The 12,443-nt window shown below is 39.1% G+C and carries 10 protein-coding genes; 6 read left to right on the forward strand and 4 right to left on the reverse strand.

The genetic code is table 11. From position 1 onward, the window contains the following. Window positions 1-57: 57 nt before the first annotated feature. The gene (locus HMPREF9145_RS08240) at window positions 58-1,287 is read right to left on the reverse strand and encodes a site-specific integrase (RefSeq protein WP_021825828.1); all 1,230 of its coding nucleotides are present in this window, start codon (window positions 1,285-1,287) and stop codon (window positions 58-60) included. 939 nt (window positions 1,288-2,226) lie between these two features. Here HMPREF9145_RS08240 and HMPREF9145_RS08245 point away from each other — a divergent pair. The 6 genes from HMPREF9145_RS08245 (at window position 2,227) to HMPREF9145_RS08270 (ending at window position 8,479) form a co-directional block, all read left to right on the forward strand. After that, window positions 2,227-3,450, forward strand: a complete 1,224-nt coding sequence (locus tag HMPREF9145_RS08245; RefSeq protein ID WP_004354475.1) for a site-specific integrase — start codon at window positions 2,227-2,229, stop codon at window positions 3,448-3,450. A gap of 116 nt (window positions 3,451-3,566) precedes the next feature. Then, window positions 3,567-3,770 carry a helix-turn-helix transcriptional regulator gene (locus HMPREF9145_RS08250; RefSeq protein WP_004354390.1) on the forward strand — a complete coding sequence of 68 codons (204 nt, stop codon included), beginning with the start codon at window positions 3,567-3,569 and terminating at the stop codon, window positions 3,768-3,770. 92 nt (window positions 3,771-3,862) lie between these two features. Then, window positions 3,863-5,467, forward strand: a complete 1,605-nt coding sequence (locus HMPREF9145_RS08255) for an AAA family ATPase (RefSeq protein WP_021825772.1) — start codon at window positions 3,863-3,865, stop codon at window positions 5,465-5,467. 24 nt (window positions 5,468-5,491) lie between these two features. After that, window positions 5,492-6,319: a GIY-YIG nuclease family protein gene (locus tag HMPREF9145_RS08260; protein ID WP_021825849.1), complete on the forward strand. Its 828-nt coding sequence runs from the start codon at window positions 5,492-5,494 to the stop codon at window positions 6,317-6,319. Between the two features lie 15 nt (window positions 6,320-6,334). Continuing rightward, window positions 6,335-6,817 (forward strand): hypothetical protein, encoded by a 483-nt coding sequence (locus HMPREF9145_RS08265; protein WP_004354433.1) that lies wholly within the window; start codon window positions 6,335-6,337, stop codon window positions 6,815-6,817. A gap of 117 nt (window positions 6,818-6,934) precedes the next feature. Continuing rightward, window positions 6,935-8,479 (forward strand): RNA-binding domain-containing protein, encoded by a 1,545-nt coding sequence (locus tag HMPREF9145_RS08270; RefSeq protein ID WP_021825953.1) that lies wholly within the window; start codon window positions 6,935-6,937, stop codon window positions 8,477-8,479. A 57-nt stretch (window positions 8,480-8,536) separates the two neighbouring features. Here the strand turns inward: HMPREF9145_RS08270 and mobV are convergent, their stop codons facing one another. From mobV to HMPREF9145_RS08285, 3 genes are all read right to left on the reverse strand, one after another. Further along, window positions 8,537-9,853, reverse strand: coding sequence for a MobV family relaxase (gene mobV, locus HMPREF9145_RS08275; RefSeq protein ID WP_021825776.1), 1,317 nt, complete (start codon window positions 9,851-9,853; stop codon window positions 8,537-8,539). 217 nt (window positions 9,854-10,070) lie between these two features. Next, entirely contained in the window at window positions 10,071-10,982 is a 912-nt protein-coding gene (locus HMPREF9145_RS08280; RefSeq protein WP_021825885.1) for a toprim domain-containing protein, read from the reverse strand. A 268-nt stretch (window positions 10,983-11,250) separates the two neighbouring features. Continuing rightward, the gene (locus HMPREF9145_RS08285; protein WP_021825848.1) at window positions 11,251-12,441 is read right to left on the reverse strand and encodes a primase-helicase family protein; all 1,191 of its coding nucleotides are present in this window, start codon (window positions 12,439-12,441) and stop codon (window positions 11,251-11,253) included. Window positions 12,442-12,443: the final 2 nt, after the last annotated feature.

The raw sequence follows: 12,443 nt of genomic DNA on the forward strand, positions 1-12,443 counted from the left end.
CTTGATGGTTTTGTATGTATATTTTTATCCAAAACGATGTCGAATGAAAGCAATTGGTCAAATCACCAACTGCATATCTTCTGTGAAAGAAAGGAAACGGTTAAACTCCTCAAAGAGTTTCTGCGGTGTTACCTTTGCATAACGTTCGGTCATACTTACGTTCGTATGTCCAAGCATCTTACTGACTGTTTCAATAGGAACGCCCTGCTCCAAGGTGATAAGCGTGGCAAAGGTATGTCTTGCAGTATGCGATGTAAATGGAAAAGAAATACCTGCCCGTAATCGCAAGGCTTTAAGACAGGACTGATAAGTGGGATATTTGATGAAAGGCAGCAGTGTTTCCCTTTCATCGCTGTGCATCTTCTCTATTAACCGAACAGCTTCCGGCAACAGCTTGATACGACAAAGCACACCCGTCTTCTGCCGGTTGAACTTCAACCACAAACTGCCTGCATCAGCACGGACAAGATGCTTCTTGCTTAGCTCCATCAAATCGCAATAGGCTGCACCGGTATAACAGGCAAAGAGAAACACATCACGAACTGTTTCCATTGCCTCTTCTAACTCATCAAAGCAGATTGCCTTCAACTTGTCCAATGCCTCTTTGTCAAGTGCCTTGGGTGTTTTCTTGTCTCCTCGTTCTATATGGACTTTATCAAACAGAAGCGTATCAGCCAACCCCTCACGATAAGCCAACCTGCAGACAGTCTTCAAATCTGCTGCAACTCTGAAAAATGTGCTTTGCTGATGACCGAGTTCGCCAAGACAAAATGCTTGTAATTCGTAGATAAAGTTTTCTGTCAACAGTGAGAAAGCCAAGTCCGAAACATGGTATTTCTTCTGAATGAACTCCTGTAATCGTTTCCGAGTGGAATGATAGGCGGACATAGACTCTTCCTTGATGTCTATACCGATATGGCTTTCTTTCTCCTTGATGAGCATATCCAACCTTTCGATGAGCCTGCATCTTGCCTGTACGCTGCCTTGAAACAGTTCCTTTACATCGGTTGCATCAAATGGCTGTCCTTTGGCAATCAACGACTGATAGGCAGATTGAATGGAAAGCAACAGGTTCTCCAACTTGCCGTTAATTTCCACCGCCTCACGGCTCTTGCCGTCCATCCTGCTCTCACGTGAATTCCATAAGTCAGGATTGCAGGAGAGTTTACAACTAAACTGAGCAATGGAACGCTCAATGGTAATACGCCCCATAATCGGAGCTCTCCCCGACTTGTCCAGACCGCTCTTTTTAAGGTAGAGCAACACCTTCATTTTCTCTGTTTTCATACGCTTTAATATTTGTGGGTAAAATTACCCGAATTAAAGCGTTCCTCACATACGCAGAAAACTGCCGACCAAAGCAACAGCCACACGAGCGAAAATAATTCAGTTACCGAATACTGCACCATCGTTACCTACATCAAAACAAGGTAACACTCTGGTAACTGAACCTCTGCCTAAATCTGCATATTTCTGCCCTTTACAAATAGAGCAGTATTATGCAAATCTATTTCTTTTCCCTCTCATTATCAGTTAGTTTACATCAACCTCAACATTTCTTCATTTTCAGCTATTAGTTACACGATGATTTGCCGTATTTTATGCCATGAAATGACGCAGTTTATCACGTAAAGTGACGCTGTTTGCAACACAAAGTGATATATACTACTTTGCGGATGATTTGAGTCTATGTCGTAGTCCGTGTATTTCCTTTGCGCAATCTGTTAATAGTCTCATTCTGAAAGCAGTTTCATCTTCTTCAACTTCATATGATAATAAATCCCAATTCTTCACAATTCATCAGACAAAATCCAAGAGAGCATCCTTCCAAACACATTGAAACAACTCAATATCTCTCCCACTTTAACGATAGAAGTTCAACAAAGTAAGAATCAATTTGATTTAACGAGGAAGTCAATAAAAAAGGAAAAGCCAAGCAATGAATAATCATCCGCTCAGCTTTTCCTTTGTACCCAGACCCGGTACAGAGTGGGTAAAACAAGAGAAATGAAAAGAATATATTATATTGATAATCAGCTATTTATAATTTTCTTATATTTGGCTACTTTGCCCATTTTTACCTGTTTTTAGTTAGATAGTACACTTTTAGTACACTTTGGCATTCGGAACTTTTTAGTATCTTTGCAAAATAAGAAAACATCTGAAAATAAACGAGTTAATGATTTTACTCGGTTTGATACACATTTAGGTACATAACTATCAATTATGGCAAAATTAGAAAATAAAGCAAAAGAAAACCCGAAATTGGAGCAAAATGTGCTATCTGATGGTCGGATAAGTCTTTATCTGGAGTATTATCTCGGTAGAGAAGAAACACCGGTTTTAGACGAAAACGGCAAGCCCGTTTTGTACGAAACAGGCAAGATGATGGGCAAGCCAAAAGTACATATTAAGCACAACAGGCGAAAAGAAAATTTGCAGTTGTACTTGATAGCTAAGCCTCGTACTCCAGCGGAACGACAACAGAACAAGGAAACACTTAAATTGGCTGCCAAAATTCGTGCAGAGCGGGAACAACAGTTTAAGGAGAGTATGCTTGGTTATCGCCTGAAGAAAGACAGAAATGTCAATTTCTTGGACTATTATCAGGCTTACATAGACAGTTATACGAAGAAAGACTTGCGGATGATAAAGATAGCCTTGAATCGTTTTAAAGATTTTCTGAAAGAGCAATATCCAGTTTATGAGTTTGGCATTAAGCCCGACTTGATAACCAAGGATATGATGGAACAATTTGTTGAATACCTACAATCGAGAAGTGTCGGCGAAGGAGCAAAGAGTATCTATCAGCGTTTCAAGAAAGTTGTTCGTTATGCCATCGATCACGAAGTGATGTTGAAAGACCCTTGTAAGGGAGTAGTGTGCAAGGTGGATGAGCAGATTTTACGCAAAGATGTGTTGTCAATGGATGAGATTCAATCACTGATTCAATGCCATTATGATAATGAAAATCCCAATGTCAGGCGAGCCTTTATCCTTTGTCTGTATTGTGGTCTGCGCTTCTGTGATGTAAAAGACCTTACCTATAAGAATGTAGATTATACCAATCGCCTACTGAAGTTTGAACAGAATAAGACCAAAGGACATTCTGCACATAGTGGTGTTATTATTCCTCTCAATGACGGCTTACTCTCTTTAATTGGCGAAGCTCCTGAAGATTTAAATTCTTCTATCTTCAACCTCCCCTCGTATGAGAGTTGCAGCAAATCTGTGAAACGATGGATAAAGCGTGCAGGTATCAATAAACACATTAGTTGGCATTGTGCTCGCCACAGTTTTGCTGTGAATATTCTGAATAATGGTGCCAACATCAAGACCGTTGCCAGCCTATTGGGGCATAGCGGATTGAAACATACCGAGAAATACACTCGGGCGGTGGATAAGTTGAAGTCGGAGGCAATCAATAGTTTGCCAGAATTGAACATTTAAGATGAAAAATGAATTGAAAAACATTTTTTTGATTGAATAAGACAGTTTTTTGCTTGAAAAAGCATGTGCTTTAAGAAATAATGAATAACTTTATAGCGTAATCAAGTTACATAAGCATGGAACGGAAGAAAATCAATCGCCTAAAGGTGGTACTTGCCGAAAAAGGTATGACAAATAAACAACTGGCAGAAATCCTTGACAAAGACCCTGCCGTTATATCAAAGTGGGTTACAAATGTTGCTCAGCCCAATGTTGAAATGTTCATCCAGTTGGCAAAGATATTGGGAGTGAGAGTTGATGATTTGTTGTGGATAAAATAGAACTGCCAAATATTATTACATCTATGGATATCCACGTTAACTCTATATGTTAGTTGTCATTTTATTATAAAATTTTAATTTTTTAGGAATATATGAAGATTAAGGAAATAAAACTAAATAAATTTAAGCGTTTTACAGATTTAACAATTACGGAACTACCTGAAACTGCAAAACTTGTTATACTTGTAGGTCCTAACGGCTGTGGGAAGACTTCCGTTTTTGAAGGTCTTTACTATTGGTATAGATATTATGGGTTCAATACTCTTTGGGAAAAAGACTATTATATAAAAGTCGCAAATAAAAACGAAGCAGGCAGTAGCTGGTTTCGAGATTTAGTTACTCTTTCTACCTATGACACAAATCTTAATAGTAGTAATGAAATCCATGGTCGTTTTTATTTTAGAACTGCACATAGAAATGAACCAGATTTTACAACATCTAGTCTTTCAAGGCAAAATGACCCTAAAGAAGTTACTAAATATAATTCTTTAATGCAAACGGATACAGTCGTATCTGAAAATTATCAAAGATTAATTTCTAGTACTTTATCAAGTCTTTTTGACAATCAAAATAATGATAAATCTGTCAAAGATTTAAGGGAAGAGCTAATTGGTAAAATACAGACTTCTTTAAGTCACGTTTTTGATGATTTAAAACTATCCAGCATAGGTGACCCATTAGTAAATGGTTGCTTTTATTTCACAAAGGGGGAGTCAGAAAACTTCCATTATAGAAATCTATCGGCAGGAGAAAAATCAGCCTTTGATTTACTTTTGGATATGATTATCAAGTCTGTTTATTTAAATAATACAATTTATTGCATAGATGAACCTGAAACTCATATGCATACAGCTTTGCAATCCAAGCTAATAGCTGAAATGTATAATTTGGTTCCTGATAACGGGCAACTTTGGCTTACAACTCACTCTATCGGTATGCTGAAGGAAGCAAAGAAGATTGAAGAGCAACACCCTAACACTGTATGTTTCCTTAATTTCACGGATATAGATTTTGATGTACCAGTGATAATAAAACCTTCAACTATAGACTCTACTATTTGGAATAAGTTTTTAGAACTAGCATTTGGAGATTTTTCAAAGTTAATTGCTCCAGAAAGAGTTGTGTTTTGTGAAGGTTCTGTAAATGGAGCTTCTCGCAAAAATTTTGATGCCGATATCTATACTAAAATCTTTTCTGCAAAATATCCTGGGACGTCTTTTGTTTCTATTGGTTCGTGTTCTGAGATTGAAGATGAAAGCAATATTAGCATGCAGATTATTTCTCGTGTTCTAGAACATTCAAATATAATAAAGTTAGTAGACCGCGATGACAAGAGTGAAGAAGAAGTAAGCAGCCTTCACGATAGAGGTATTAAGGTATTAGCCAAGCGCCATATTGAATGTTATCTTCTTGATGATGAAATAATAACTAAATTATGTATAGTGCAGGGAAAAAGAGATAAAATAGAAGAATGTTTAACTGCTAAAAAGACAGAGATTGATCGAAGTATTAGCCGTGGAAACCCCAAAGATGATATAAAATCAGCAAGTGGACAAATATATACGGATCTTAAGCGTATATTATCACTTACTCAATGTGGAAATGACACTGCTTCTTTTCTAAAATTTACAATGTCCCCTCTGATAACACAGGATACTAAAATATATACGGAATTAGAAAGTAATATTTTTGCTTAACAAATTATTTTTTTAATTATTTCTATGGGAAAAACTGTAACAACATATTTATTAGATGCTGATCCGAAAGGAACACAGTATGTTTTTATCAGTAATAAGATTTGTCAAATGTATGTAATTCCTCGCTCACATCTTTCAATCTTGAATGAGCGATACGAGTTACAGACACCAGCTTTTTACATTCTATTGGGTGAAGACGAAGAGACGAAACCGAAAGCATATATTGGAGAGACTGAAAACTTTCGTGAACGAGTGAGAGACCATGAGAGCAAAAAAGCTTTTTGGCAAAAAGCCTTGCTTTTTATTTCTAAAGATGCAGCAATGACTAAAGCCGATGTGCAATACTTAGAGCATAAAGCGATAGCGGAAGCGAAAGTTTCAAATTCTTTCGTATTAAATGAAAATAAGCAAACGTCTAAAGCACCTAATCTTCCGGAATATCGTAAGGATGATATGGACGAATTTTTCGAGGATGTAAAATTTCTCACATCTTTCATTGGTTGTGGTATATTTGATATTGCCAAACCAAAAGAAGAACATCTTTTCTTTACAAAGGGACGTGGTTGTGATGCAAAAGGTTTTTATCATAGTAAAGGCTTTACTGTGCTGAAAGGAAGCACGATAGTGAGTTCTTCTTCTCCTTCCTTTAAATGGAAAAATAAACGTGAAAAGATGTTGAGCGAATATACGCACTCTTCTAAAGGGAAATTAGAATTGAGTTCAGATACAACTTTTAATAGCCCGAGTACTGCTGCTGATTTCTGTATAGGGAGTAGTAATAATGGTTGGCTTGTTTGGAAAGATAAAGATGGAAACACTTTAGATTCTGTGTATAGAAAACAATTAGAGTAATATAAAACTATCGGAATGGACGTGAATGTTATATTAGGTTTTATAAGTATAGTAGTTACTTTGCTGTGTGCCTACTTAGGTGCTTTACTTCATCGTAAAACAGAAAGAATAAAAATCATGGAGGGGCAATTATCTGAAAAAAGATACTCTGCTTATGAGAAACTTTATGATTTCTTTTATGATATGTTTAAAAATGCGAAGGATAACAAGACTGTTAATAATAGAGAAATGCGTAATAGACTTCTTGAAGCAAAAAAGGAGTTGATTATGTATGGGACAGACGAGGTTGTTTTTGCATTAAATAGTTATTTAAGTTCTCTTACTGAAGAGAATATCTATAAACAAGTTGATAGTTTCTTGGATGTTATGTTATTGGCAAGGAAAGATATGTGTGGAGAAACAAAGATAAATAGAGATGAAATTTTGTTAAATATAATGCAGGATAAGACGGAAGTACAAAAATTTAAATATATGAAATTAAATAACTTAGAACTGTAGAGAATCTGTAAAAGTACCATAATATAATGATATATAATAGATCTTTATCAAAATCTCATTTCTCGTTTAGTATAATCTACTAAAATTATTTCTTAAAGCATCTAACAATCGAATAATATGACCATACAAGAAATAACAACTCGCAAGGAAGACCAGACTTTTGATTGCAAAAGCATTCAAGTTGATCCGAAAGCATTGGCTATTACCATTGTGGCGTTTGCTAATGCTGACGGTGGTGCTATTGCTATCGGTGTGTCTGACAAGACAAGGAAGACAGAAGGAGTTGACCAGCATGCGGAAAAGTTGAATGAGTTGCTTCGTGTTCCTTTGGATTTCTGTAATCCTTCTGTGTCTATTACCAGCGACTTGTTACCATGCACGGATAAAGATGGAAACGAAAATCATATTTTATTGATGCATATTCCTGCAAGTTCTGAACTACATGCTAATCAGGCAGACGAAGCCTATATGCGTGTTGGCGATAAAAGTAGAAAATTGTCTTTTGAAGAACGCATACAATTGATGTACGATAAGGGAGAGCGCTACTATGAGGATACGGCTGTGTATGGTGCTACGGTAGATGATATTGATATGACCGCTGTCGAAAGATATACAGAATTGATTGGTTATGCCAAGTCTGCCAAGCAATATCTACATGAGAATAATAACTTCATAACTACCAATGCAAAGGGAGAGGAGCAGGTTAGTGTAGCTTGTATTCTGTTGTTTGGTAAATATCCTCAAAAATTCTTTCCTCGTGGGCGTACTCGCTTTATCCGTTATAAAGGTACAGAAGAGAGAGTGGGTGCAGAAATGAACGTGATTAAGGACGTAACCTTTGAAGGAACCATACTTGATCAGGTGAAGGCCACGATAGCTTATCTTGAAACCCAAGTGGAGGAACACACTTTCCTAGGACAGCATGGGCAGTTTGTAACCAACAGAGATTATCCAAAGTTTGTTATTCAAGAAATGGTTGTCAACGCTTGCTGTCACCGCGCCTACAATATTAAGGGTACGGAAATCCAAATAAAGATGCTTGACGATCGTCTTGTATTCGAGTCGCCCGGTAGATTACCCGGAACAGTCAAGCCTTCTAATATTCGTCATACCCATTTTTCACGGAATCCTAAAATTGCTCAATTCTTAAAAGCATACGACTTTGTAAAGGAGTTTGGCGAAGGGGTAGATCGTGTGTGCAGGGAATTGGAAGCTAATGGTACACCACATTTATCCCTTCATCTTGATGATTTTATTTTGAAAATTACAGTACCAAAGGTTAAGTCAGTACAAGAGAAATCTGTGAAAGGGAATGAGGATAACGTTACTGATAACCACTTAAAGGTATCTGAAAAGGTGACTGATAGCCAGTCAAAGGTATCTGACAGGGTGTCTGATATGCAAACTAAGGTGACTGATAGGCGAAAAGAAATAATAGAAAAAGTAGTAGAAAAGGCATTAGAAAATGGTGATAAATTAACGTCAAATCGTATTACCATCTTGCAATTAATGGCTGAAAATCCTTATATTACCAAGATAGAACTTGCTGCTGCCGTAGGAATCAGTGCCACCTCTATCATGCGTAATATCGAATATATGCGTAATAAGTACCTCCGTCGTGTTGGACCAGATAATGGCGGATTTTGGGAAATTATAGAATAGACAATATAACAAGCCCAACCAAATTTATGATTGGCTGGGCTTGTACGTTCTAATATTTTACATTCTCCTTCCTCTCGAAGTCCTCTGCGCTCGTTCAAGGGCTTCTCTCTGTTTCCTGTCAAGATACCATTGATTACGCCTGTTCCGTATCATATCATCGATGGATACGTCATTGATAAACAACTCACGGTAGCCTTGCTTCACCTTTCGGGAAGAGAATATGGCAGAATCGAACTCAAACGGGACTTTCTCACCCATTGGCGTGAACTTACCTGAACATACCACTCTTTTGTCATTCAATAACTGTCTGACGATCTCATCGCTGATCCGATAAGTATGTGAACACCTATTGGCAAAAGCCACATTCATACAAGTATCAGGATACCATTTCTCAATATCCCGCTTGAACTGCTCCAAATCCTTTTCTGCTGATTCCACGTTTTCTCTCTCCGTTTCAATCACAGCTTCACGTTCACGGATGGTATTCTTAAGCGTAGTGATTACTGCGTTTTTCTCGAAGAGCTGTTTGTTAAGGTCCGCTATTACCTGTTGGTCTTTGCTTGTGAAAAGAGAACCAATGGCTCGGGCTACATGGGAACCTGCATTGCTGATGTCTTTCTTCAACGTAGCTTGTTTGAGTTCAGACTTCGCCTTTGAAAGGTCTTCTGCTGCTTGCTCCTTCTGCTCTGCCAAAAGTACAATATCCTCCTTGAGATTCTCTGCCTTGCGGTATTGCTCGGTATAATACTCACGAGTAGAGATATGTCTTGCTTCCGACCCGTCAATACCACGTTCCAAACCAAAGGACTGCATCGCCTCGGCATACGATGATTGATAGTTCTTGAGTTTTGCCTGTGTCATTACATCATCGGCACACAGACGGGAGCCTTCGGCTTTCTTGCGATAGTGCTTCTTCACGCTGTCCTCTGATTTCTTCTTTCTGCGTGCAGCGGTGACGATAGGAACTACCGTTGCATGGATATGAGGAGTCTGTTCGTCCATGTGTAGAACAGCAGAGACCAGATTCTCTATCCCAAAGGTATCCTGCATCCACTTCACCGACTGCTCACACCAATCGTCAAGCCTTCCTTCGTGCTGTATCCTTTCCATTGCTTCGGGACTTGCTGAAAGCATCACGCGGATGGCATGCACTTGGTTCTTTCCCACTTTGCGCTTGAGGTGCGCATTCTCTATTCGATGCTCAATAGCTGCCGATCGTGATTTCACACCTTCGGGAAAAGCAATCATTTCTCGGTCGAGGTGTATGCGACTTTCATCCACGTTGCCTGCAATGAAAGTGCGTTCAATATGGGCAGACATCTTGGTATCTGCCCCCTTTGCTTTCTCCAGATGGAGAACTACAAAATTTGCCATATCATGAAAACTTTTAGTTCATTGTAGAGGTACTTGCATCATCCACTTGACAAGATGATGTAAGTACCGATTTTTGAAACAGGGAGTCCAGAGGGGTGTAACGCCCTTGGCTCATTGGGAATTTTTAGCATTACTTGTATTGCAGCTCGAAAAATTCCCTAATGAGCTATGGCATTTTATTGCCATAAAAACTCCGTAGGCAAGAGGAACGAAAGTCTCAAGGCTTGAGCCCTCTTCGTTGTTCCCTAACAGGCTTCTGCAGGAGACTGTCCTGACGGCAAAGGAACTCGTTGAGATCCTTGCAGTCAGCGTATAGACCTGAAGAGTCAATGACGGGTATTTTTAGTTCCGTGAGCAACTCTTGGTATGCCTTCCGTCCTGCATCATCATTATCCAAGAAGCATTGTACTTTGTCATAGTGCGACAAACGCTCTAATGACTTACGGACATTCGCCACAGAATTGAGCACCATATAGTCCTGGCGTATCAGTCCGTTGTTCTCCCTTCTTCGAATCGTAAGGAATGATAGGAAGTCCATAAACCCCTCGAAAAGAAAACATACATTCTTCTGCTCTCCCATACAGAAATGACTGATATCTTTTGGCGTCATGCATCCCTTGAAGAATGGATTGCGCAATTCATACCCACCAGAGATATTGGGCAAACCAATAGCAAAGTAATGTTTACCTCTAATATCAAAGTGCATTTCCTTGCACACCGTTTTGGCCATTTCTATGTTGATGCATCTTTTCTCAAGATATTGGATAAGGGCAGGATGCGTGAGAGGAAGTACTTGTAGATGCTCAAAGGAGTTCTGTGGTGTAGTCGACTTGACTATGGGCTGACAGACCGACGCACAGCTTGGCGCATTGCGTTCTATCTGATGAATAAGATACGACACGTCCGAAAAGTTGTAGAGCAACGCTGCAAGGTCGATGATGTTGCCACCTTTGCCAATGCCGAAGTCGTACCATAGATTGAGTTCGGTGTTTACCTTAAACGATGCGTGCTTTTCCGTTCTGAGTGGAGAGAGGTACATGAGGTTGACACCATACTGTTTTACAGGCTTACAGCCCATTGCTGCAAGAAAGTCCTGCAACTTTATCTGTTTTATTTTTTCAGTATTCATGATTATGTAAAATTTAAATTGATAATAAATTTGATGAACTGATGAAATTGCTTTTATCTATATGGTTATCAGAGAGTTGAAAACTCATCATGCCCTCATCATACTACTTTTCAAAATGGAATCGCTGACAAAAAGAAAAATACCTTCCTTTTCTTTTTTCATCAGTAGTATATTAACGATGAGTAAAAGATGAGAACACAAATGACTTGTACTGAATACTTTATATAGCTTATTCATCATTTCATCAAAATAATGGATATAAAATTGTTTATAAACTCTTGAGCTGCTCCTTGGTGATTGTATAAAACCGTCCTGTCCTTCGGATGGGAGAATAATACTGCGGAGTATTGTAGCTGAGTTGATAGGTAGTGTAAGTCAGCGTATTGGACGCTGGAGTCAGTTTCCAAATATCCTGTACGATTCTCCTAATCTGTCCCTTGTCGTATTTGCACTGCGTATTACTCATGAGCGGCATCATGTCATTGATGCAGAAGGACAATTCCTCTACATTGTTCATTTCCATGATGTCAAGACAGAGTTCAGCCAACTCAAGCTCCAACTTGTTGCGATTGCTGCGGATGATGCGCTGCAGAGCTGGCGTAAAGGTCAGTTGAGGCGCAAACCACATGCGACTTTCCTTTTGGGTAGATAAGGGGCGGTGCTGCAGGAAATAGAGAAAGGCTGGAATTTCGGCTTTCAGCTTTTGCAGAAAGTCGGTATCATCGCTTTTAAGGCGTTCTATCTTCCTAACCCAATATCGGGTTTCTCCCACGTCTATAATGACAGGGAGCAACTCGTTATTGGAACACAGCACGAACTTGGCAAAGAAGGAGATTTCGTCTCGGTCTTTTCCCTTGGCTTCCACCTTGTAAGAAAGCGTTGTGCTGAGATTCTTCAATCGTTCACTGTCTTCTCTGCGGTTGAGCAATACTTCGTCCACAACGATAAGCAGTTTACCTGCCCAATCTGCATTGAACTGACTACGGAAGTCCTCGTTGGTGTTGAAGGTTACGTTGTTCTGGAAAACGGCTTTGAGAAAGTTTAGGAACGTACTCTTGCCTGTATTGCGCTCTTCAGATACCATCAGTAGGATGGGTAGTTTCTGAACAGGGTCAAGGTAGAGTAGTTCCAGATAGTCCATGCCCATTTCATACTGTTCCCCGAAGATGTGGCGTATCAATGAGTCCACATGAGGGAAAGCTCCCTCGACAGGCTGATGGTCTATCGGCTCATAGAGATTAAGGAACTTATCAACGATAGGTTGATAGTTCACATGACTTGGTACGGTGCAGAAACCGTCATACTTGGGTACGGTGGCAATAAAATCCTTGCCATAGTCCTGTCGTAGCGTTTCATTGTTCCATACGATACGCTTCTTGACAAAACCACCATTAAGCCGAGGTTGGTTCACAATCTTGTACAAGGTTGTGCCAACTCGAATGAATTTCTCGTTCTCCATAA

It is taken from the genome of Segatella salivae F0493, assembly GCF_000477535.1.
In the GTDB taxonomy this organism is placed as follows: Bacteria; Bacteroidota; Bacteroidia; order Bacteroidales; family Bacteroidaceae; genus Prevotella; species Prevotella salivae.